Below are 21579 nucleotides of genomic sequence, written 5' to 3'. Positions count from 1 at the left end.
GTGCATTTCGAGCTGTCAGAAGAGCAGGCGCTGATTCAGGACGCAGCCCGCAAGTTCGCCGACGATCGTCTCAAGCCAAATGCGGCGCAATGGGATGAAGACAAGCACTTCCCCGTCGACGTGCTGCGCGAGGCGGCGGAAATGGGTTTCGCCGGCATCTACACCCGTGAGGATGTGGGCGGATCGGCCATGAGCCGGGTTGATGCGGCCCTGATCTTTGAACAACTCTCGCGCGGTTGCGTATCGACGGCCGCCTTCATCTCCATCCACAACATGGTCAGCTGGATGATCGACAGCTGGGGCAATGATGAACAGCGCCAGCGCTGGCTGCCCGAAATGACCCGGATGGACAAGATCGCGTCCTATTGTCTGACTGAGCCGGGCGCCGGTTCTGACGCCGCCAATCTGCGCACCAAGGCTGTGCGGGACGGCGATCATTACGTGCTGAACGGCTCCAAGGCCTTTATCTCCGGCGCGGGCACGAGCGATCTTTACGCCGTGATGTGCCGCACCGGCGAGGACGGCCCCAAGGGTATTTCCACCATCATCGTGGAGAAGGACACGCCGGGCCTGAGCTTCGGCGCGAATGAGCGCAAGATGGGCTGGAATTCCCAACCCACGCGCGTGGTCACCTTTGAAGATTGCCGCGTGCCGGTCGAGAACCGCATCGGCGAAGAGGGACAGGGCTTCGGGTTCGCCATGAAGGGGCTCAATGGCGGCCGCATCAATATTGGCGCCTGCTCGCTGGGTGGGGCGGCTGAAGCGGTGCACCTGGCGACCGAATACGCCAAGGAGCGCAGCCAGTTCGGCCGCAATATCGCGGACTTCCAGGCCACCCAGTTCAAGCTCGCCGACATGGTCACCGAGCTCGATGCGTCTCGCATGATGCTGCTGCGCGCGGCCGACAGCGTGGACCGCAATGATCCGTCCGCCGCCATGCATTGCGCCATGGCCAAGCGTTTCTCGACGGATATGGGCTTCAAGATCGCCAATGATGCGCTGCAGATCCATGGCGGCTATGGGTATCTGAAGGATTATCCGCTGGAGCGCATCGTGCGTGATCTGCGGGTCCACCAGATTCTGGAAGGCACCAACGAGATCATGCGTGTGATCATCGCCAAGGACCTGCTGCGCTAGGTCGCGTGGTCGACGCGCTCTATTGCGTCTAGAAACTTTTTCAATTGGCCCCGCCGGACCGGGCGCGGCTATGAGCTGATTTCCGTCCAGAGAGGACCTCTCATGACTGAAGACGTCATTATCCGCAAAGCCGGCTCGGTCGGCCGCATCACGCTGAACCGGCCCAAGGCGCTCAATGCGCTCAATCAGGAGATGGTCACCGCCATGGTCGAGGCGCTGCAGAGCTGGCGTTCGGACGATACGGTCAAGGCCGTGGTTGTGGATGGCGCCGGTGAAAAAGGATTCTGCGCGGGCGGCGACATTCGCATGCTGGCGGAAAGCGGCAAGGCGGGCGATGACCGCGCCTGGACCTTCTGGCGCGATGAGTACCAGCTCAACACGCTGATTGCGGAATATCCCAAACCCTACGTGGCGCTGATCGACGGCATCACCATGGGCGGCGGCGTCGGCGTGTCGATTCATGGCGAATTCCGCGTGGCGGGCGATCGCACCGTGTTCGCCATGCCCGAAACCGGCATCGGTTTTCATCCCGATGTGGGCGGGGCGTACTTCCTGCCGCGTCTTAATGGCGAGCTGGGCGTGTGGATGGGTCTGACGGGCGCGCGCCTGAAGACGGCCGATTGCATCGCGGCCGGCGTTGCGACCCATTACGTGCCGTCAGAGAATAATGCGGCGCTGATCGAGGCGCTGGAAACCGAAACGCTCGATGATGAAGGCGAGAAGGTCGACGCCATCATCGAACGCTTCTCCGGGGATGCGGGCCAGTCTGATCTGGGCATGGTCCAACCGCTGATCGATGCGGCATTTGAAGGCGATGACGCCGACGTCATTCGCAATCGGCTTGAAACTGCGGACGACGCCTGGTCCAAGGCGGTCCTGAAAATCCTGTCCGGCAAATCCCCGACAGCGGTGAAAGTGACCTTGCAGGCCCTGCGCAAGGGTGCGGATCTGTCCCTGCGGGACGTCATGGTGCAGGACCTTCGCGTCTCCGTCCGTTTCCTCAAGGACGGCTCGGACTTTTATGAAGGGGTGCGCGCCGTGATCATCGACAAGGATAACGCGCCGAACTGGGGCCCAGCGATCTCGGACGCCGAGTTGGGCGCCTATTTCGAGCCGCTCGATGCAGACAAGGAAATGACGTTCCTCGATTAGGAGCGGCCGGGCAGGGCGGACCAACCGCTCGCCCTGATATTACAAGGGAGGACCGCATGGCGGTTATTGCATTTATCGGCCTCGGGAATATGGGCTCGGGCATGGCGGCCAACCTGATCAAGGCGGGCCATACGGTTCGCGCCTTTGATCTGAACAAGGATGCGGTCGCGCTTCTCGAGCAGAAGGGCGCGACGCCCGCAACAGATCTGCGGAACGCGGTCACGGATGCGGATGTCGTCGTGACCATGTTGCCTGCGGGTCAGCATGTGCGCGGCGTCTATCTTGATGATGGCGGCGTTCTCGAGCTCGCCAAACCGGATGCGATCCTGATCGACTGTTCGACCATCGATGTGGACAGTGCGCGGGCGGTGGCGGACAAGGCGTCCGCGGCCGGGTTCGCCTTTGTGGATGCGCCCGTATCCGGCGGTGTTGCAGCCGCTGAAGGCGGGACGCTGACCTTCATGGTGGGTGGTCCCGAGGAGGCGTTCGCAAAGGCCGAGCCGATCCTGTCGAATATGGGCAAGGCCGTGATCCGGGCTGGCGACGCCGGAGCCGGCCAGGCCGCCAAGATCTGCAACAACATGCTGCTGGGCATCCACATGATCGGGACCTGCGAGGCGATGAATCTCGCGCTCAAGCTGGGTCTTGATCCGCAGAATTTTTACGACATCGCCTCCCAGGCGTCTGGCCAGAGCTGGTCGCTGACCAGTTACTGCCCTGTGCCCGGACCGGTGCCGGCTGCGCCGTCGAACCGCGATTACGTGCCCGGTTTCGCCGCGCCGATGATGCTCAAAGACTTAAACCTTGCCATGCAGACATCGAAATCGGCCGGTGTGAACATCCCGATGGGCGAGAAGGCGCAAACCATTTATGACGCATTCGTCGACCAGGGCGGTGAGGCCATGGACTTCTCCGGCGTCATCAAATGGCTGGCCGGAGAGATGAAGTAACGGATCAGATTCTGAGTTTGCGAAGCGTTGTCAAAGACTAAATGCGACCTTTGGTCCCTGACCCCTGCTAAGACAAGCTCAGAATCATATGTCATTGTGCAGATGACATGCTGACCTCTAGGGAGAGCCGCTGGCGCCATGGGCGCGAGTGCAACGAACATGGATTACCGCAGCGCTTTCAAAGCCTCCGTCGCGCGCGTCCGCGCTGAAGGCCGTTATCGTGTTTTCGCCAATCTGCGTCGGGTGAAGGGCCAGTTTCCGCGCGCTCGCCTGCGTTCCGATGACGGCGATACCCGCGATGTGGTGGTGTGGTGCTCCAATGACTATCTGGGCATGGGTCAGAGCCCGTGCGTGACCGGCGCCATGAAGCAGGCGATCGAGGATGTTGGCGCAGGCGCAGGCGGCACGCGCAACATCTCCGGCACGACCCACTATCATGTGGAGCTCGAAGCGAGCCTGGCCGACCTTCACCAGAAAGAGAGCGCGCTGCTCTTCACCTCTGGCTACATCGCCAACCAGGCGACGCTGGCGACTCTGGGCAAGATTCTGCCGGGTCTGATCATCTTCTCGGACGAGCTGAACCACGCCTCGATGATCGAGGGCGTCAAAGGCGCCAAATGCGAGAAGCATGTCTGGCGTCACAATGACGTGGCGCATCTGGAAGAACTACTCAAGGCCGCGCCCAAGGATGCTCCGAAGCTGATCGCGCTTGAATCGGTGTATTCCATGGATGGCGATATCGGTCCGCTGGAAGCCGTCTGTGATCTCGCCGACAAATACAACGCCCTGACCTATCTTGATGAAGTGCATGCGGTGGGCCTTTACGGCCTGCGCGGCGCCGGCGTAGCCGAACGCGACGGCCTGATGGAGCGTTTCGATATTATCGAAGGTACGCTGGGCAAGGCCTTTGGCGTGATGGGCGGGTATATCGCCGCCGACGAAGTGATCGTTGACGCGATCCGCTCCTGGGCGCCGGGCTTCATCTTCACGACGTCACTGGCTCCGGCTCTGGCGGCGGGCGCGCGCGCCAGCGTGGAATATCTCAAGAGCGCCTATCATTTGCGCGAACAACATCAGGAGCGCGCCGCGACCCTGAAGGCGCGCTTCCGTGAAGCCGACATTCCGGTGCTGGATTCCATCACCCATATCGTCCCGGTCCATGTGGGCGATCCGGTGCTGTGCAAGCGCATGACGGATGAATTGCTGGATGTTCACGGGATCTATGTTCAGCCGATCAACTATCCGACCGTGCCCAAGGGCACCGAGCGGATGCGCCTTACGCCGACGCCGCTGCACGATGATTCCATGATGGATGAGCTGCTGGATGCGGTGAAGACCGTCTACGCCAAGCATGTCGGCCTGAAGGTCGCGTAATGGCCGACGATCCATCCCAGGATCGTGAGTTCATTTTCGAATTCGTCACTGTGGGCGATTCTGTGCGTGTGGCGGCTGTGGATGTCGCCACCGGCACGGAAGTGGTGGTGTTCGGCCCGATCAAGACGTCACAGAATGACCTGCAACGCCTGGCCGCGCGCAAGCTCATGCGCCGACTGATCCAGGACGGGCATCATGACGAATCAAAAACGCCCCGACCAGGCGGCCGGGGCGTAATTGTTTAGGCGAGGGCGGCGTGGCGCTTATTTCTTGCGTGCGCCACGGCCCAGGCCGATTTCCTTGGCGAATTCCGAGCGGCGCTTGGAATAGTTCGGCGCCACCATCGGATAGTCGGCCGGCAGGCCCCATTTGCGACGATAGTCTTCGGGGGACATGTCGTACTGCGAGCGCAGATAGCGCTTGAGCATTTTCAGTTTCTTGCCGTCTTCCAGGCAAACGATGTAATCATCGCTGACCGAACGGGAGACCGGAACCGCAGGCTTGGCCTTGGGCTCGGGCTTGGCCGGTTCGCCGGAAATCTCTTTCATGGTGGCGTAAACCGACTTGATCATGTCCGGAACGCTTTCCGCCGGCACAGAATTGTGCGTGAGAAAAGATGCAACGATGTCCGTGGTCATCCGCATCAGTTCTTCATTGTCGACGGGTAGCAGAGTCTCTTCAGTCATATTCTGATCCTTGCGCAACTTTATAGCGTTGGCGGCTGAAAACGAGATATACTGTGTTTAATGAAGGTGTATTCGCTATACAAGTATTGAAGCTAAAAAATCTGCAGCACTTATAGCATTTTTGAGGTTGCAATCGTTTCGCCGCAAAGTTTGTTGATGCAAATGTGTGGAATAAACCGAGCTTAGCGCCTTGTCCGGGCTGTCGCCGGGCCGTATGTAGCTTACAAGATCCTCTATACGGAGTGCGAGATGGCTGACGCGCAATCTACCGCCCAACATACGTCTTTCTTTTCTCAATCGCTGGCTGACGCCGATCCGCAACTGGCGTCTGCGATCAGCAAGGAAATTCATCGTCAGCAGACGCAGATCGAACTGATCGCGTCCGAGAACATCGTCTCGCGCGCCGTTCTGGAAGCGCAGGGCTCGCCCCTGACGAACAAGTACGCCGAGGGTTATCCGGGGCGTCGTTATTATGGCGGTTGCGAGTTTGTCGACATCGCTGAAGAGCTTGCGATTGATCGCGCCAAGCAATTGTTCGGCGCCGCCTATGCCAATGTGCAGCCCAATTCCGGCAGTCAGGCCAACCAGGCGGTGTTCCTGGCGCTCCTCAAGCCGGGCGACAAGATTCTGGGTCTTGATCTGTCCGCGGGCGGGCACCTGACCCATGGCGCGCGACCGAACCTGTCGGGCAAATGGTTTGAAGCCCATGCTTATGGCGTGCGCGAGGACAATGCGCTCATCGACTATGACAAGCTGCGCGAACAGGCCAAAGAGCTCCAGCCGCAAATGATCATCGCGGGCGGTTCCGCCTATCCACGCGAGATCGATTTCCAGGCCTTCCGGGATATCGCCGACGAAGTGGGCGCTTACCTTCTGGTCGACATGGCGCACTTTGCCGGTCTTGTGGCGGGCGGGGCCTATCCGAACCCGGTGCCGCTGGCCGATGTGTGCACCACGACCACGCACAAGACCCTGCGCGGTCCGCGCGGCGGCATGATCATCAGCCGCGACGCCGACCTCGGCAAGAAGTTCAATTCGGCCGTTTTTCCGGGCATGCAGGGCGGTCCGCTCATGCACGTCATTGCGGGCAAGGCCGTGGCCTTTGGCGAAGCGCTGCGCCCCGAATTCAAGGCCTATGCCGCATCTGTCATCGAGAACTGCCGCGCCATGGCGAGTGCGCTCTCCGATGCCGGCTACGACATCGTATCCGGCGGTACCGACAGCCATCTGGCGCTGGTCGACCTGCGCCCCAAACAGCTGACCGGCGATATTTCCGAAGCCGCGCTCGAACGCGCTCACATGACCTGCAACAAGAACGGCGTGCCGTTTGATCCGGAGAAGCCCACGGTCACCTCCGGTCTGCGCGTCGGCGCCCCGGCGGGCACGACTCGCGGCTTTGGCGCGGACGAGTTCCGCCGGGTCGGCGAGATGATGGCCGAAGTGCTTGATGCGCTGGCAGTCAACAAGGAAGGTGATGCCGCGGTGGAAGCCCGGGTGCGTGATGAAGTGATCGGCCTGTGTGAACGCTTCCCCATCTATCCGGCTCTCGGCTAAAGTTGCGCCATGCGGTGTCCGTTTTGCGCCAACCCTGATTCCCAGGTGAAGGATTCCCGCCCGGCTGAAGACAGCCAGGCGATCCGCCGCCGTCGGCAATGTCCGGCGTGCGGCGCCCGCTTCACCACGTTTGAACGGGTGCAGCTGCGCGATCTGCATGTGCTCAAGTCAGATGGCAAACGCGAAGCCTTTGACCGGGACAAGCTGGCTCGATCCGTTCTGCTGGCGACGCAAAAGCGCGCCATAGAACGCGAGCGTGTCGAGCAGATGATCTCGGGCATTGTGCGTCGTCTGGAGAGCCGGGGCGATCCGGATGCGCCCGCCAGCGTCATTGGCGAGCTGGTCATGGACGGGCTCCGCAATCTCGATACCGTCGCCTATGTGCGCTACGCCTCGGTCTACAAGGACTTTCAGGAGGTCGACGACTTCTCCGAGTTCATCAAGGGCGAGAAGCTGGGCCATGAGGATGATCTGGACCCGGAGCAATGACGGCGTCCGCCCCGATGCGCGTCACCTTGAAACTCGCCACCAGTCTTGATGGCCGCATTGCGCTGGCGAACGGTCAGTCCCAGTGGATCACAGGCCCGGAGGCGCGTGCCGAGGTGCACCGCATGCGCGCGGCGCATGACGCGCTCCTGACCGGGATCGGCACTGTGCTGGCCGATGATCCGCAAATGACGGCGCGTCCCGAGGGCTCGCCTGCCGCCCGTCAGCCCCAACGCATTGTTCTGGACAGCCAGCTGCGCCTGCCGGTGTTCTCGGAAATCCTGACGGGCGACGCGGTCTGGGTGTTTCACACGGGCGGGGCGCGTTCGGATCTCGAGAATGTGGAACTGTTTGAGACCGAAGCGGATGATGAGGGCCGCGTGTCCTTTTCTTCAGTCATGCAGACTCTGGCGAGCAAGGGGATTGAGAGCGTCATGATCGAGGCCGGAGCCGAGATCGCAGGCGCCGCCATCCGCTCGGGCTGCGTGACCCGGATCGAATGGTTTCGCGCGCCCAAGCTCATAGGCGCGGAAGGACGAGCCTGTATTGCAGGGCTTGGCCTTGAGGAACTTGGTCTCGCGCCCACATTCAACCGCATATCAGTCCGCACGTGCGGTGCGGATCTCTGGGAAACCTACCAGAAGGGATAATCCCGATGTTCACCGGCCTCGTCTCCGCCCTGGGGCGGATCGTGTCTGTCAAAGACGGCGATGTTCGCCGCATGACCGTCTCAAGTCCCTATGATGCCGATACGATCGCGCTTGGCGCCTCCATCGCGCATGCCGGGGTCTGCCTGACGGTCGTGGAGTGTCGCAAGACGGCCGAAGGCGCGGAATACGATCTCGACGTGTCTCCCGAAACCCTGTCCAAGACCACACTGGGCGGTTGGTCCGAAGGGGACGCGGTCAATCTCGAACGCGCCCTGAAAGTCGGTGACGAGCTGGGCGGTCATATCGTTCAGGGTCATGTGGACGGGGTGGGGCGCGTTGCGGCGCGCACCGATGAAGACGGCTGGATCCGTTTCATCGTCCAGGCGCCATCCGACCTGAGCGCCTTTATCGCTTACAAGGGCTCGATCACCGTGGACGGCGTGTCTTTGACAGTGAATCGGGTCGATGGTGATGAATTCGAACTCATGATCATCCCGCATACCGCCGAGGTCACAACTTTGGGAACATTGCAGGCTGGAGCGCGCGTCAACCTTGAGGTGGACGTGATGGCGCGCTACGCCGCCCGTCTCATGCAGGCGCGTGAAGCCGCGCCCACAAACAAAGAGGTCCAGTCGTGAGCGAAGCCGCCCCCCAATCTGCGCTGTCCCCGGTGGAAGAAATCATCGAGGAAGCCCGCAACGGCCGGATGTTCATTCTGGTGGATGCCGAGGATCGCGAGAATGAGGGCGATCTGATCATCCCCGCCCAGTTCGCGACGCCGGACGTGATCAATTTCATGGCGCGGTATGGTCGGGGCCTGATCTGCCTTTCAATGACCCAGGATCGCGCCAAGACCTTGCAGCTGCCCTTCATGAGCCAGCGTAACCAGTCGCGACACTCGACCAATTTCACGGTGTCGATCGAGGCGCGCGAAGGCATCTCCACCGGCATTTCCGCCCATGACCGGGCCCTGACGGTCGCCACCGCCATTGATCCGTCCAAGGGATCCGAGGATGTGGTGTCGCCGGGTCATGTTTTCCCGCTCGTCGCACGCGATGGCGGCGTTCTCGTCCGTGCCGGGCATACCGAAGCCGCCGTCGATATTGCGCGGCTGGCTGGCGTGAACCCTGCGGGCGTGATCTGTGAAATCATGAAGGATGACGGGACTATGGCCCGTCTGCCCGACCTCATCGAGTTCGCCAGGGAACACGATATGAAGATCGGCGCGATCGCCGATCTGATCGCTTATCGCCGCCAGCACGACCGCTTCGTCGAGCGGCGCATGGACACCCAGGTGACGACCGAGGCGGGCGGTCCGTTCAAATTGACTGTCTTCCGGTCGCTGGTGGACAATGTCGAGCATGTCGCTTTGAGCAAAGGCGAAATCAAGGGCGAAGCGCCGACCCTGGTGCGGATGCACAAGGTCAGCTTCGCCGATGACGTGCTTGGCGCGCTTGGCGGACGCACGGGGCTGGTGGATAAGGGCGTGAAAGCGCTCGCCGCACATGACGGCCCGGCTGTAATGGTGTTTATTCGCGAGACCAATCGCGCCGCCATCACCGAGCGCTTTGGTGCCGCGCCGTCTGATCCGCCGGATACGCGCGAAGAGCGTCGTTTGCGGGAATATGGTCTGGGCGCGCAAATATTACTGGATCTGGGCGTGCGCAAGATGACCCTCTTGTCCACCACGCCGCAAAACATTGTGGGGCTGGACGGCTACGGCCTTGAAGTCGTCGAGCAACGCGAATTTGATTGAAGGAGGCGCGAGTGAGCGCTGAAACCCGTGTGCTGCTGATCGCAGCCCCGTTTTATGAAGACATCACCGAACAGCTTGTGGCCGGCGCCACGGGCGCGTGTGAGGCGGCTGGCGTCAGCGTCGATGTCGTGGAAGTGCCGGGCGCGCTAGAGATCCCGGCGGCCATCGCGCTCGCTCAACAGGGCAAGTCTCCCTATGACGCCTATGTGGCGCTTGGTTGCGTGATCCGCGGTGAAACCAGCCATTTTGATTATGTGTGCGGGGAATCCGCGCGCGGCCTGATGGATCTGAGCCTGAACGGGGTTCCGGTCGGCAATGGCATCCTGACGGTCGAGAACATCAAGCAGGCGCGCGTTCGCGCCAATGTCGACGAGAAGAACAAGGGCGGCGATGCAGCGAATGCGGCGCTGGCCCTTCTGGATCTCAAGCGCAAATTCGGGGCGGCCTGATGAGCGATCCCAGCCAGGAAGCCGCCTCTGATCGCCGGGCTCGTCTGCGCCGCTCCGCGCGGTTGAGCGCTGTTCAGGCGCTCTATCAGATGGAGACCTCAGGCTCGGGCGCGAAAGCCGTGGTCAAGGAATTCCGCGATCATCGCTTTGGCTATGAGGAAGAACCCGGCGACTATGTCGAAACCGATGAGGAATTCTTCGAAGACCTCGTCACCGGCATCGTTTCCATCCAGGCCGATGTGGACAAGCATGTCAGCGGTGTTCTCAAGGAAGGCTGGAAACTGTCACGCCTGGACGCGACCGTGCGCGCCATTCTGCGGGCGGGCGGTTATGAACTGATTGCGCGTCAGGACGTGCCGCCTGCGGTCGTCATCAATGAATATGTCGATGTGGCGCACGCCTTCTTTGAAGACTCCGAGCCTGGTTTCGTGAACGCGACGCTGGATGCGCTCGCCAAGCAGGTGCGCGACGCCTGATCTGATGAGCGGGCAGGGCGAGTTCGAATATATCCGCTCCCGGCTCGTCCCGCTCAGCGCCGGCCTGCCGGGTGCGGCGAACCTGACTGATGATGGCGCCGTGCTTTCGCCTCCGGACGGATGCGAATGGGCCATAACGGCCGATACGCTGATCGAAGGGCGTCACTTTCCCGTCGATGAGGACCCGGCTCTGGCGGCGCGTAAGGCGTTGCGCGTCAATCTGTCCGATCTCGCCGCCATGGGCGCGGACCCTTATGCCTATCTCGCCTGTGTCGTCTGGCCTGAAACCGGACGTGAGGCGCGCATGGCGGGCTTTGCAGACGGTCTTGCGCTCGATCAGAACGCGTACGGCGTCCATCTGGCGGGTGGGGATACGACCGCGTCAGACGGTCCCTGGATGATTTCGATCACGGCGTTCGGAACCCTGCCCAAGGGACAATCGGTGCGCCGCAGCGCCGCGCAACCGGGGGATGTCGTGCTGGTTACGGGCACGATCGGGGATGCCGGACTGGGGCTGAAGATGCATCAGGGGAAGTATGCCCCCAACTCACAAGACAAGGCCTATCTGAAGCGTCGCTTCACCTTGCCGGATCCACGTTGCGATCTGGCGCCATTGGTGCGTTCCCAGGCGCATGCGGCAATCGATATTTCAGACGGCCTCTTGTCGGATGCGCGCCATATTGCACAGGCCTCCGGCGTCACGCTTACCCTCGATCTGGACGACATGCCCCGATCACAGGCGGCGGAGCGATGGCTCGCTGACCAGGCTGACCGAGTTGCGGCTTTGCTGGAACTGGCGTCTTCCGGTGATGATTACGAGCTCCTGCTGACCCTGCCTGAAGAACAGGTCTCGACTTTCATCACATCAGCTCAGGCGACCGGCGTACCGGTCAGCCGTCTGGGAAAGGTCGAGTCGTCGGGCGCATCTGAAGGCGCGCTTGTGGTGCAGGCTGGTGATTGCACGCTCTCGCCGTCGTCTTTTGGATTTACGCATTTTTGAGGCTTCTCCTGTAGGGAGGAGTCATGATTCGCTTTTTCGCATACGCATTGTGCAGCGCACTGCTCCTGTCCGCTCCCGCCTTCGCAGGCGGCGGTGGAGGCGGTGGAGGTGGCGGTGGATCCGCTAAGCCCGGTGACGTGGCGTCCACCGATCTGCCGCTTTACAACTCCGTTGAGGAAGCAACCCAGGCGCTGATGGCCGAGTTCGGCGAAGACGAGACCTGTCCTCGGAATGTGGATGTGCCGTCCATCGTGGTGCCTATTGAATCGAGCCATTATCTGTATGGCTATGCCTTTGTGACGCCACGGATTTGCCTGGCGCGCGGCGTGAGCCAGACCCGCTTCATCGAACGCTTGCACTTCATGGTGGATGTCATGGTGCGTTCGGCGCACCGTCATCCGTTCCACATCAATGAAGCGGGCGAGATCGATCGCGAGAATACTCGCGAAGTCTTGCTGGCGGCCCTGGGTGATGTGGTCGACCCAGCCCAGATCGAGCGTCTCGATCTTTTGGGCTCTGACGTCCGGCCCATGAACTGATCCGGCAATATAGCTGCACCGCAGCATTTCTCTTTACTGTTGCATCCCTCTGAAAAGCGTGACTAGGCTTTTAGCTGTCAAAGCAAAAGCCGCCGGTCATTGGGGCTTTCCCATGTCTCTGAAGCGGCTGTGAAAACAGTACTTAGACGCTCGGGGAGGGTGTCATGCAATCAGTGACTATCTGGCTCTGGATCTCGCTGGCCTGTGGCGGCCTGGCGGTGCTCTACGGGGCCTTTCAGATCCGCTCCATTCTGTCTGCCAGTGCAGGATCGGAGCGCATGCAGGAAATCGCCAGCGCTATCCAGGAAGGCGCGAACGCCTATCTCAAACGCCAGTATATGACGATCGCCGCCGTAGGGGCGGCGATTTTGATTCTGGTGGGCGTTTTGCTGGGGCCCGTTGTGGCCATCGGCTTCCTGATCGGCGCGGTCCTGTCCGGCGCTGCCGGGTTCATCGGCATGCTGGTTTCGGTGCGCGCGAATGTGCGTACGACGCAGGCGGCGATGGACTCGCTTCAGGCCGGATTGTCGATGGCGTTCCGGGCCGGGGCGATCACAGGCATGCTCGTGGCGGGTTTGGCGCTGTTGGCGGTCACCGGTTACTATCTCTTCCTCACTCAGGGCGCGTCTTTCAACGCTGCTGAACAACCCCGCGAAATCATTGACGGTCTCGTGGCGCTCGGATTTGGCGCGTCCCTCATCTCGATCTTCGCGCGACTGGGCGGCGGCATCTTCACCAAGGGCGCGGATGTCGGCGGCGACATGGTCGGCAAGGTGGAAGCCGGCATCCCCGAGGATGATCCGCGGAACGCCGCTACGATTGCAGACAATGTGGGCGACAATGTCGGCGATTGCGCGGGCATGGCGGCGGACCTGTTTGAAACTTACGCCGTGACCATTGTGGCCACCATGGTGCTGGCCTCGATCTATTTCCGCGACGCCATGGGCGCGATCACGCTCGATTCCATGATGATTTATCCGCTGGCGATCGGCGGGGTCTGCATGGTCGCATCCATTCTGGGCGCCTTTTTCGTACGTCTAGGAAAAGGCTCCACCAATGTGATGGGGGCGCTGTACAAGGGCTTCTTCGCCACCGCGATCCTGTCTGCGCTAGGTCTGGCCGTCGCGACGCACTTCGTATTGGGGTTCGACGCCACGGTGCTGACCGCCATGGGGCGTGAGATCAGCGCTTTGTCCCTGTTCTATTGCGGCCTGACGGGCCTTGTGGTCACCGGCCTGATCGTCTGGATCACCGAGTTCTATACAGGCGTCGACTACGGGCCGGTGAAATCGGTGGCGAAGGCCTCTGAGTCGGGTCACGGCGCGAATGTCATCCAGGGGCTGGCCGTCTCCATGGAGGCCACGGCCTTGCCGGCGCTCGTCATTATTGGCGCGATCATGCTGACCTTCAATCTGGCCGGCTTGTTCGGCATCGCCATCGCGGTGACGACCATGCTGGCGCTCGCGGGGATGGTGGTTGCGCTCGATGCGTTCGGCCCGGTCACCGACAATGCCGGCGGGATCGCCGAAATGGCGGGGCTGGAAGGCGCGGTGCGCGACACCACCGACCAGCTTGATGCGGTGGGTAATACCACCAAGGCCGTCACGAAGGGCTACGCCATCGGCTCGGCAGGGCTGGGCGCGCTCGTGCTGTTCGCCGCCTATACCGAGGATCTGGCCTATTTCGCCTCCAATCCGGAGACCTATCCCTTCTTCGCCGGGCTGACGGTGAATTTCTCACTGTCTAACCCCTATGTGGTGGTCGGGCTGTTGTTTGGCGGGCTCTTGCCCTTCCTGTTCGGTGGCATGTCCATGACCGCCGTGGGCCGGGCCGCGCAGGCCGTGGTCGAGGAAGTGCGTCGTCAATTCCGCGAAAGCCCGGGCATCCTGAAGGGCGAGGTGAAGCCCGATTATGGCCGGGCTGTGGACCTTCTGACCAAGGCCGCGATCCGGGAAATGATCATTCCGTCCTTGTTGCCCGTCCTCAGCCCAATTGTCCTGTTCGGTGTTGTGAACCTGATTGCGGGCCGGGCCGAAGCGCTGGCCAGCGTGGGCGCCATGCTTTTGGGCGTGATTGTCACCGGCCTTTATGTGGCGATCTCCATGACCGCCGGCGGCGGGGCCTGGGACAACGCCAAGAAGTATATCGAGGACGGCCATCATGGCGGGAAGGGCTCTGACGCTCACAAGGCTGCCGTCACCGGCGATACGGTGGGCGATCCCTACAAGGACACGGCCGGTCCGGCCGTGAACCCGATGATCAAGATCACCAATATCGTGGCCTTACTCATGCTGGCGGTGCTGGCGGGGATGTAGCCCCGTCACAGCGACAAAGAAAAACCCCCGGCGATTGCGTCGGGGGTTTTTTTGTGTTCGCCAAGGTTCGAAGTCTAGCCGTTGGGGCGCGGACCGCCAGCGCCGCCGGGCAGATTCTGTTCGCCGCCGAACTGTTCGCTGGGCAAGCGGCCCACATTGCCCAGAAGCTGTTCCAGAATGGTCAGTTCACGGCCGCGGGTCGGTGTCTCGCGGTCGACAAAGGCGACGACGCGACCATCTTCCATGCCGTATTCGTCCACGGCGCTGACCAGGCCTTCATCGTCAAAGCGGACGGCGATGATGCGGCGCTCACGGGTGTCGGGACGCAGATAGGCGAGATATTCGCGCGTCGCCGAGATATAATACCAGGTGTCTTGTTCGAACGCGCCGCGGGTGGAGGGATTGCCCAGTGCCGCCAGAACCGTGGACTGGCTGTCCACGCCCACCGTCAGCTCGGGCACTTCCCCGTCAGGATAGCGGAAGCCATGGCTGCGCAGGGTCGGATTGCAGGCCGAGACCAGTCCGGCGCTGACCAGGACGGTGGCGGTGATAATCGCACGGCTGAGGCGCATGAGGGCTCCTTGGTAGGCAACGGCGACGCGAACGTCAGTGGTCAGTCGGCTTGCGCAAGACTATCTGCCTGACGTAACCGGATGGAACCATAGCTGCAAGCGCTCAGTGAGGGGAGCCTGTTAATACATGTTCAGCCGACTGTTTAAGAAAGACCCGCGCAAGGAGATTGCGCGTCAGCTTTACGACTCCCTGGTGCGAGCAGCCCGAACGCCTGAGTTTTACGGGCCTGAAGGCGTTGAGGACAGCGTTGACGGGCGGTTTGACATGATCGTTCTGCACGCCGTGCTACTGATGCGTCGTCTGCGCGAAGGTGATGAGGCGGGACGGGACCTGTCCCAGCTGGTCTTCGACGTCATGTTCGACGACATGGATGCCGCCCTGCGTGAAATGGCGACCGGCGATCTCAGCGTGGGCAAGAAGATCAAGGTGATGGGCGAAGCCTTCTATGGCCGCGCCAAGGCCTACGAGGATCCGCTGAATGAAGGCGATCAGGAGGCGCTGGCTGAAGCCATTGAACGCAACCTGTTCGAGGAAAGCCCGCTCAGCGCCAGCGTCTGTGAACGCCTGGCCCGCTACGCGCTAAAGAGCGCCGAGATGCTCAAGGCGCAACCCATCGAGGCTCTTCTTCAGGGCGAACCGCCCCGCTATGCTCCCCTGTGAGGGAGCGGAGGGCTTTGCTTGCAATGACAAGGTCAATGAGTAAGGTTCGCGCGCCGCTGGCTGCATGCTGGCGCGTGTGTTGATTTAAGACGGATTGTCTATGACCTCACCGTTGGTCCTATCCATCGACGCCATGGGCGGCGATGATGCGCCGAAGATCGTCGTTGACGGCGTCGCGCATTTTCTCAAAGGCCGCAAACGCGCGGTGAAGCTGATCCTGCATGGCGATGAGGCGCAGATCGCGCCTCTGGTCAAAGCCCATGACGGGCTGGCGGATGCGTGCGAGATTCGTCATTCCGACAGTGAAGTGGACATGTCCGCCAAGCCGTCCGAAGCCGTGCGCCGGGCGCGCGGATCGTCGATGTGGAATGCGGTGCTGTCGGTCAAGGAAGGCGAGGCCCATGTGGCGGTCTCGGCGGGCAATACCGGCGCGCTGATGGCCATTTCCAAGGTCATCCTGCGCATGAAGAAGGGCGTGCACCGCCCCGCCATCGCCGCCAGCTGGCCTGCGCCGCAGGGGTTCTCCACTGTGCTCGATGTGGGCGCCAATGTGGATTGCTCTCCGTCCCAACTCGTTGAATTCGCTGTGTTGGGTGAAGCCTTTCATCGCGCCGTTCATGGCGTGAAGCATCCCACTGTCGGTCTTCTGAATGTGGGCCAGGAAGAGCTCAAGGGTGACCAGACCATTCGCGATGCGGATGCGCTGATCCGCGAAGCCGAGCTGGACCTTGATTATCAGGGCTTCATTGAGGGCGATGATATTTCCGCCGGCACCACCAATGTCGTCGTGACCGATGGGTTCACTGGCAATGTGGCGCTGAAGACCGCCGAGGGCACGGCGCGTCTTGTGGGCGGTTGGCTGCGCGAAGCGCTGACGAGCTCCTTCATCGCCAAGCTGGCGACGGGCCTTCTCAGCCTGGGCGCTCTGGGGCAGCTGCGCGCCAAGATGGATCCGCGCAATGTAAATGGCGGCGTGTTCCTGGGCCTGAACGGCGTTGTCGTCAAAAGCCATGGCGGCACGGACGCTCAGGGCTTCGCGACATCGCTCAGAATCGCGCTTGAGATGGCGGACAGCCGCTTTCTGTCAGAGATCGAACTGAATCTCGAACGCCTGTCGGCGCTCGAGTATGACGATGTTTCCGAGGGGGAAACCGCTTGACCTATTCACGCATCGCCGGGATCGGCTCGCACCTGCCTGACAAAGTCCTAACCAATAAGGGCATGGAGGCGATTGTTGAAACCAGCGACGAATGGATTCGCGAGCGCACCGGCATCACCAAGCGCCATATAGCGGCGGACGGCGAATATACCTCCGATCTTGGGGTCGAGGCGGCGCGCAAGGCGGTCAAGCACTCAGGCATGGCGCTGGATGATGTGGACCTGATCATTGTCGCCACCGCGACGCCGGATCTGACCTTTCCCGCCACAGCGACGATCGTTCAGCACAAGTTGGGCATCAAGAAAGGCTTCGCCTTTGATGTTCACGCGGTGTGTTCGGGCTTTCTCTACGCGCTCGCCACGGCGGACAGCTATATCCGCACCGGCCAGGCCAAATGCGCGCTTGTGATCGGCGCGGAAACCTTCTCGCGCATTCTCGACTGGACCGACCGGACGACCTGCGTGCTGTTCGGTGATGGGGCCGGCGCCATGCTGCTGACGGCCGAGGAGGGCGACCCTGAAGAGTTCAAGGGCGTGCTCAAGACCCATCTGCAATCTGATGGTGAGTTCTGTGACCTGCTGTATGTGGATGGCGGGCCGTCCCGGACCAAGACCGTTGGCCATTTGCGCATGCAGGGCAATCAGGTGTTCCGGCACGCGGTCACCAAGATTTCCGGCGCCATGACGACGTTGTGCGAGCAGACGGGCGTGGAGATCGCCGACATTGACTGGGTGGTGCCGCACCAGGCCAACCAGCGCATCCTGCTCGGTGTTGCGAAAAAGCTCGGTATTTCAGTGGATCAGGTGGTGTCCACCGTGGCGGACCATGGCAATACGTCCGCCGCTTCCATTCCGTTGGCCTTCGACGCGGCGGTCCAGGATGGCCGCATCAAACGCGGCGATACGGTGTTGATGGAAGCGCTTGGCGGCGGCTTCACCTGGGGCGCGGCGTTAGCGCGCTATTAAGTGCGTTCATTGTCCGACCTATGGTTAACGTTGACCATGACGGCGTTTAAGACGTAACGTCTTCAACGCAGACATTAAAACGGGGGCCAATATGGGTTCGAAGACCGTCACGCGCGCCGATTTGTCAGATGCCGTCCATCGCGAAGTCGGCTTGTCCCGACACGAAAGCGCGGAGTTGGTTGAAGCCGTTCTGGACATGATCTCCGACAAGCTTGTCGGCGGAGAATCAGTCAAACTCTCTTCCTTCGGATCGTTCTTGCTGCGCGACAAGACTGGTCGTGTGGGACGCAACCCCAAAACGGGCGAGGAAGTGCCGATCGAGCCGCGCCGCGTGCTGGTGTTCAAACCCTCGCAAGTGCTCAAGGATCGGGTGGACGCCGCCCTGTCCAAATAGGACCCCCTCATGAGCGACAAATCGCCAGACGCCTACCGGACCATATCAGAAGCCGGGGAAGAGGCCGGGCTCCCGCCCCATGTCTTGCGATTCTGGGAAAGCAAGTTCGCTCAACTCAAACCGGTCAAACGGGCTGGCGGCCGACGCATGTACCGCCGCCAGGATGTCCTGTTGCTCAAGGGCTTGCGTCGCCTTCTTTACGATGACGGTTACACCATCAAAGGCGCGCAGAAATATTTGCGGGAGCATGGCGTCGCTGTAGTCGCCGCCCTCGCGGATGCCCAGACCCCGAGCCCGGATCCCGCACAGGATCTCAAGCCGACAAAAGCCGAATCTGAACCGCAGGACTCGACCGCACCCCCTGATCAAGTTCAGGCCGCTCAGACGGTGACGTCTACCCCAGCGACGATGCTTAGCGCGAGCCAGATCGACCTGGCGAAACGGGCGCTCACACGCCTGGAACAGGCGCGCGAACGGCTCACCGGCGTCCTGCAGAAATCCGCCTGATTGCGAACTGTGGTTCAGGCTGCAAACGGGCTGCGACACACGGCTCTGAATGGTTGCCTGACAGCGAACAGCCTTTTATACGTCTTTCCTCTCTGAACGCCGGGACCTGTTCAGGGAGTGAAACGTCGGAACGTGGCGCAGCCCGGTTAGCGCACTGGTCTGGGGGACCAGGGGTCGCGAGTTCGAATCTCGCCGTTCCGACCATTTCCTTCTTTTATTACAAAGCCTTGGCAGTTTCATGCTCGCTTGAAATTTGCAAACCGGTTTGCAATTTAGCGGCAGATTCCAGAACCTTGGTGCCTGTCGGCTACTTTTGCTGCATTGAATCAATCACTTAAAATTTTGTGCCCTGGTCAAAACTGCAAACCGTGACCAGTGCACTACAAGCGCCAACGAATCATTTCTCTTTAGCTTCGCGTGCTTTTCGTGCCCTGCGTTGACGCATGGCATATTCTGCAGCGCTTTCCCGCTGAACGACTTCTCGCTCTGTTGTTTCAGGCTGAAAAACGAGGGCAACCGAGCCGTCATTGCGTATTTCAACTGAATGCACCTGAAACCCAGCCGTTTCTACGGCTATGAGCAACGCTGACACTCTTTCTGGGCGCACTGCGCGGGGAGGACTCATTTTACCTGGCATTAATCAGATTGCGTGCCTCAACTTTTGTTAGCTACTGTCATCATGATTCTTGAATGAGGACTTGCGATGTCATTAGTTTCAGCTGTCTTGCTAAGCGTGATCAATATCATCCTCGGGGTGCTCGCGACTGCACTCGTTAATGCATATAAAAACAGGCTGAAGCTAAAGGTATTTCTAACAAGCACGGCGACATTTAATTTCAAAAACAGTCCCGAGCAAATTAATACTTTTAATGTATTCTCTTGCGTTGTCTTAAATGAATCAAAGAAGAACTATGAAGATGTAGAGATAAACCTACAATATAAACCTCTAAATTATACCTTTTCTCCTCATGTATCACATAAAGAAGAGTTGTTGTCGGATGGTATTTGCCGAATAAAAATTGATAAAATTAAATCAAAAAATTATACGATTCTAAACATTATGTACACAGGCCCATCGGCTCCTCTCGTTAGTGTATCTAGCGAGGATGGGATTTCTTATCCACTGATTACCAGACCACAAGCTCCCATAGGGGTTATACCTTCTCTTGCGGGTATTGGATTTATGATCGTGGGCTTAGCTGTAACTGCTAGTGGTATCATCTTTTTGGGCCTTCGAGCATTGAAGCTTATCTGAGCAGTTGGACAGCCTCTTTCGGTTTGCATGGTCTCGTTAAGCTATTGATACATAACGACACATAAGCTGAAAGGTTTGTAGCTAAGTTATTGTAATTATTGAATTGTTCCTGAACTGGGGGACCAGGGGTCGCGAGTTCGAATCTCGCCGTTCCGACCATTTCCCCTTTCAAAGACTTCTGATTTGTCTTCCGCAAGTTCACGTAACAGATGACGACACTGTGAGAAGATCAGTGCGTCGTCTTCTGATATCCGCGTTTGAAATTCTGCTCGTTTGAGCAGGGATCAAAACGATGGGCAGAGGAAGAGACGGATGCGATTTCTAACGCAGGCCATAGCGCTCGCGCTCCTGGTGATACTGAGCACCGCCTCACTGACAGAAGCACAATCTGAAAATCAGGCCGAGATCGTCCGCGAAGAAGTCGAGGCCATGATGGCGCAGACCGGATTTGATTCTGTATCCGTGGCGATTGTTGAGCGGGGCGACATTGCAACGTATCACTTCGGACAGCTGTCCAATGGCGCGCATCCCGATGATGACACGCTGTATGATATCGGTTCCCTGACCAAGACACATACCGGCCTGCTGTTGGCGCTGGCTGTCTCTGATGGGCTGCTCGCCCTGGATGATCCTGTGGCGCAGTATGTACCGGAACTGGACCCAGGGCTATTCTCGAAGAACGGCGAGCACGCCACGATCCGACATCTTACGACCCATGTCTCCGGCATGCCTCAGGATCTCGCGTGCGACGCCCCTGATCTGACCCCCGACGCGCTGCTCGTCTGTTTTCTGGACCATGACCAGACAGACCTAATGAATCGCTTGCAGTCCATGGAGCTTCTCTCAGTCCCTGGTGAGCAATACCGATATTCCAATGCAGCTGTGCGTCTACTTGGCGTGATCCTAGAGCGTGTCTACGAGACATCGTACGGTCAGCTCCTGACCGAACGGGTCTTTCCCCGCACTGGCCAGACGCAAACCTATAGCGCGCTCACTCCAGAACAGCACACTCGCTGGCAAGTCGGGCGGCAATCCAATGGCGAGCCTGCGCCGGATGCATCCACGTATTTCAATGCGGCGGGCGGGTTGAAGTCCACGGCTCCAGATATGGGCCGATATATGCGCTATTATTTGACCAGTGGGGAGCCGCTGGCGCGGGACGCTGTCACACTGCTGGTAGGCGAGCCTGACGGACTTGGGCGCGCCTTCATTTGGAACACCTTCAATCTCGATACTGTCGGTCAGCTTTATCATGGCGGCGGCACGTTCGGGACCTCCGCTTGGATTTCCATTTATCCCGAAGCGGGATTGGGCATTTTCATGGTGACCCCTTCTGTCACTTCGACCGCCCAGGCGGACCTGAATGGCGCTTCAAACGCGATTATTGCGCAGTTGCGCGATGACAACTGACGCAAAAAGTTTAGCCGTCTGGCGCGTCTGCAAAGTGAGGAGGGATTTGCGGATTAATCCGTCTCATTTCCCTTTTCGATCAAACTCATGGTAAGCCAATTGGGTGCTTTCGCGTTCGCGCATGCTCATGAT

General features: G+C 60.1%; 24 protein-coding genes and 1 tRNA gene. 23 read left to right on the top strand and 2 right to left on the bottom strand.

The features are described 5' to 3' along the window. The 5 genes from RBA95_RS04610 to RBA95_RS04590 all read left to right on the top strand — a co-directional run bounded on the left by RBA95_RS04610 (position 1) and on the right by RBA95_RS04590 (position 4858). Positions 1-1137, top strand: coding sequence for an isobutyryl-CoA dehydrogenase (locus tag RBA95_RS04610; protein WP_306015637.1), 1137 nt, complete (start codon positions 1-3; stop codon positions 1135-1137). A gap of 102 nt (positions 1138-1239) precedes the next feature. Next, entirely contained in the window at positions 1240-2289 is a 1050-nt protein-coding gene (locus tag RBA95_RS04605) for an enoyl-CoA hydratase/isomerase family protein (RefSeq protein WP_306015636.1), read from the top strand. Positions 2290-2345: 56 nt separating this feature from the next. Further along, the gene (gene mmsB / locus RBA95_RS04600; protein WP_306015635.1) at positions 2346-3239 is read left to right on the top strand and encodes a 3-hydroxyisobutyrate dehydrogenase; all 894 of its coding nucleotides are present in this window, start codon (positions 2346-2348) and stop codon (positions 3237-3239) included. 159 nt (positions 3240-3398) lie between these two features. Continuing rightward, a complete protein-coding gene (hemA, locus tag RBA95_RS04595; protein WP_306015848.1) occupies positions 3399-4613 on the top strand; it encodes a 5-aminolevulinate synthase in 1215 nt (404 codons plus the stop codon). Next, positions 4613-4858, top strand: coding sequence for a hypothetical protein (locus RBA95_RS04590; protein ID WP_306015634.1), 246 nt, complete (start codon positions 4613-4615; stop codon positions 4856-4858). Before hemA ends, RBA95_RS04590 begins: the two co-directional genes overlap by 1 nt. Before the next feature lie 18 nt (positions 4859-4876). Here the strand turns inward: RBA95_RS04590 and RBA95_RS04585 are convergent, their stop codons facing one another. Then, a complete protein-coding gene (locus RBA95_RS04585; protein ID WP_009800793.1) occupies positions 4877-5299 on the bottom strand; it encodes a MucR family transcriptional regulator in 423 nt (140 codons plus the stop codon). Between the two features lie 249 nt (positions 5300-5548). On the opposite strand from RBA95_RS04585, the gene glyA reads away from it, so the two are divergent. From glyA to RBA95_RS04535, 10 genes are all read left to right on the top strand, one after another. Further along, positions 5549-6853 (top strand): serine hydroxymethyltransferase, encoded by a 1305-nt coding sequence (gene glyA, locus RBA95_RS04580; RefSeq protein ID WP_306015633.1) that lies wholly within the window; start codon positions 5549-5551, stop codon positions 6851-6853. Positions 6854-6862: 9 nt separating this feature from the next. Next, on the top strand, positions 6863-7342 hold the full coding sequence (nrdR, locus tag RBA95_RS04575) for a transcriptional regulator NrdR (RefSeq protein ID WP_306015632.1): 480 nt from the start codon (positions 6863-6865) through the stop codon (positions 7340-7342). Further along, positions 7339-7989, top strand: a complete 651-nt coding sequence (locus tag RBA95_RS04570; protein WP_306015631.1) for a RibD family protein — start codon at positions 7339-7341, stop codon at positions 7987-7989. Before nrdR ends, RBA95_RS04570 begins: the two co-directional genes overlap by 4 nt. A gap of 5 nt (positions 7990-7994) precedes the next feature. Further along, on the top strand, positions 7995-8627 hold the full coding sequence (locus RBA95_RS04565) for a riboflavin synthase (protein WP_306015630.1): 633 nt from the start codon (positions 7995-7997) through the stop codon (positions 8625-8627). Then, positions 8624-9745 carry a 3,4-dihydroxy-2-butanone-4-phosphate synthase gene (gene ribB, locus RBA95_RS04560; protein ID WP_306015629.1) on the top strand — a complete coding sequence of 374 codons (1122 nt, stop codon included), beginning with the start codon at positions 8624-8626 and terminating at the stop codon, positions 9743-9745. Before RBA95_RS04565 ends, ribB begins: the two co-directional genes overlap by 4 nt. 11 nt (positions 9746-9756) lie before the next feature. After that, entirely contained in the window at positions 9757-10194 is a 438-nt protein-coding gene (locus RBA95_RS04555; protein WP_306015628.1) for a 6,7-dimethyl-8-ribityllumazine synthase, read from the top strand. Next, positions 10194-10670 (top strand): transcription antitermination factor NusB, encoded by a 477-nt coding sequence (gene nusB, locus RBA95_RS04550; protein WP_306015627.1) that lies wholly within the window; start codon positions 10194-10196, stop codon positions 10668-10670. The genes RBA95_RS04555 and nusB overlap by 1 nt, the downstream gene beginning before the upstream one ends. A 4-nt stretch (positions 10671-10674) precedes the next feature. Next, positions 10675-11670, top strand: a complete 996-nt coding sequence (gene thiL, locus RBA95_RS04545) for a thiamine-phosphate kinase (RefSeq protein ID WP_306015626.1) — start codon at positions 10675-10677, stop codon at positions 11668-11670. Between the two features lie 23 nt (positions 11671-11693). After that, on the top strand, positions 11694-12209 hold the full coding sequence (locus RBA95_RS04540) for a hypothetical protein (protein ID WP_306015625.1): 516 nt from the start codon (positions 11694-11696) through the stop codon (positions 12207-12209). Between the two features lie 164 nt (positions 12210-12373). Further along, positions 12374-14524 carry a sodium-translocating pyrophosphatase gene (locus tag RBA95_RS04535; protein ID WP_306015624.1) on the top strand — a complete coding sequence of 717 codons (2151 nt, stop codon included), beginning with the start codon at positions 12374-12376 and terminating at the stop codon, positions 14522-14524. A gap of 74 nt (positions 14525-14598) precedes the next feature. Here RBA95_RS04535 and RBA95_RS04530 read toward each other — a convergent pair whose 3' ends face one another. Then, positions 14599-15096: an outer membrane protein assembly factor BamE gene (locus RBA95_RS04530; protein ID WP_306015623.1), complete on the bottom strand. Its 498-nt coding sequence runs from the start codon at positions 15094-15096 to the stop codon at positions 14599-14601. Between the two features lie 127 nt (positions 15097-15223). Between RBA95_RS04530 and RBA95_RS04525 the strand changes: the two genes are divergently transcribed. From RBA95_RS04525 to RBA95_RS04490, 8 genes are all read left to right on the top strand, one after another. Further along, positions 15224-15757, top strand: coding sequence for a ubiquinol-cytochrome C chaperone family protein (locus tag RBA95_RS04525; protein WP_306015622.1), 534 nt, complete (start codon positions 15224-15226; stop codon positions 15755-15757). Positions 15758-15857: 100 nt separating this feature from the next. Further along, entirely contained in the window at positions 15858-16916 is a 1059-nt protein-coding gene (gene plsX / locus RBA95_RS04520) for a phosphate acyltransferase PlsX (protein ID WP_306015621.1), read from the top strand. Further along, positions 16913-17881: a beta-ketoacyl-ACP synthase III gene (locus RBA95_RS04515; protein WP_306015620.1), complete on the top strand. Its 969-nt coding sequence runs from the start codon at positions 16913-16915 to the stop codon at positions 17879-17881. The genes plsX and RBA95_RS04515 overlap by 4 nt, the downstream gene beginning before the upstream one ends. Before the next feature lie 91 nt (positions 17882-17972). Then, a complete protein-coding gene (locus RBA95_RS04510) occupies positions 17973-18275 on the top strand; it encodes an integration host factor subunit alpha (protein ID WP_022702219.1) in 303 nt (100 codons plus the stop codon). A gap of 9 nt (positions 18276-18284) precedes the next feature. Next, on the top strand, positions 18285-18782 hold the full coding sequence (locus RBA95_RS04505; protein WP_306015619.1) for a MerR family transcriptional regulator: 498 nt from the start codon (positions 18285-18287) through the stop codon (positions 18780-18782). 126 nt (positions 18783-18908) lie between these two features. Continuing rightward, positions 18909-18986 (top strand) — tRNA-Pro (locus RBA95_RS04500). 499 nt (positions 18987-19485) lie between these two features. Continuing rightward, positions 19486-20037 (top strand): hypothetical protein, encoded by a 552-nt coding sequence (locus RBA95_RS04495; protein ID WP_306015618.1) that lies wholly within the window; start codon positions 19486-19488, stop codon positions 20035-20037. A gap of 351 nt (positions 20038-20388) precedes the next feature. Next, positions 20389-21447: a serine hydrolase gene (locus RBA95_RS04490; RefSeq protein WP_306015617.1), complete on the top strand. Its 1059-nt coding sequence runs from the start codon at positions 20389-20391 to the stop codon at positions 21445-21447. The last annotated feature ends 132 nt before the right edge of the window (positions 21448-21579 follow it).

The organism is Oceanicaulis sp. MMSF_3324 (assembly GCF_030733545.1).
Classification (GTDB): Bacteria; Pseudomonadota; Alphaproteobacteria; order Caulobacterales; family Maricaulaceae; genus Oceanicaulis.
This window is presented reverse-complemented; position numbering and strand designations above follow the sequence as displayed.

Coding starts and splice junctions, on each gene's coding strand:
- RBA95_RS04605 (WP_306015636.1), top strand. CDS start 1,240: ATGACTGAAGACGTCATTATCCGCAAAGCCGGCTCGGTCGGCCGCATC.
- mmsB (WP_306015635.1), top strand. CDS start 2,346: ATGGCGGTTATTGCATTTATCGGCCTCGGGAATATGGGCTCGGGCATG.
- hemA (WP_306015848.1), top strand. CDS start 3,399: ATGGATTACCGCAGCGCTTTCAAAGCCTCCGTCGCGCGCGTCCGCGCT.
- RBA95_RS04590 (WP_306015634.1), top strand. CDS start 4,613: ATGGCCGACGATCCATCCCAGGATCGTGAGTTCATTTTCGAATTCGTC.
- RBA95_RS04585 (WP_009800793.1), bottom strand. CDS start 5,299: ATGACTGAAGAGACTCTGCTACCCGTCGACAATGAAGAACTGATGCGG.
- glyA (WP_306015633.1), top strand. CDS start 5,549: ATGGCTGACGCGCAATCTACCGCCCAACATACGTCTTTCTTTTCTCAA.
- nrdR (WP_306015632.1), top strand. CDS start 6,863: ATGCGGTGTCCGTTTTGCGCCAACCCTGATTCCCAGGTGAAGGATTCC.
- RBA95_RS04570 (WP_306015631.1), top strand. CDS start 7,339: ATGACGGCGTCCGCCCCGATGCGCGTCACCTTGAAACTCGCCACCAGT.
- RBA95_RS04565 (WP_306015630.1), top strand. CDS start 7,995: ATGTTCACCGGCCTCGTCTCCGCCCTGGGGCGGATCGTGTCTGTCAAA.
- nusB (WP_306015627.1), top strand. CDS start 10,194: ATGAGCGATCCCAGCCAGGAAGCCGCCTCTGATCGCCGGGCTCGTCTG.
- thiL (WP_306015626.1), top strand. CDS start 10,675: ATGAGCGGGCAGGGCGAGTTCGAATATATCCGCTCCCGGCTCGTCCCG.
- RBA95_RS04540 (WP_306015625.1), top strand. CDS start 11,694: ATGATTCGCTTTTTCGCATACGCATTGTGCAGCGCACTGCTCCTGTCC.
- RBA95_RS04535 (WP_306015624.1), top strand. CDS start 12,374: ATGCAATCAGTGACTATCTGGCTCTGGATCTCGCTGGCCTGTGGCGGC.
- RBA95_RS04530 (WP_306015623.1), bottom strand. CDS start 15,096: ATGCGCCTCAGCCGTGCGATTATCACCGCCACCGTCCTGGTCAGCGCC.
- RBA95_RS04525 (WP_306015622.1), top strand. CDS start 15,224: ATGTTCAGCCGACTGTTTAAGAAAGACCCGCGCAAGGAGATTGCGCGT.
- plsX (WP_306015621.1), top strand. CDS start 15,858: ATGACCTCACCGTTGGTCCTATCCATCGACGCCATGGGCGGCGATGAT.
- RBA95_RS04510 (WP_022702219.1), top strand. CDS start 17,973: ATGGGTTCGAAGACCGTCACGCGCGCCGATTTGTCAGATGCCGTCCAT.
- RBA95_RS04505 (WP_306015619.1), top strand. CDS start 18,285: ATGAGCGACAAATCGCCAGACGCCTACCGGACCATATCAGAAGCCGGG.
- RBA95_RS04495 (WP_306015618.1), top strand. CDS start 19,486: ATGTCATTAGTTTCAGCTGTCTTGCTAAGCGTGATCAATATCATCCTC.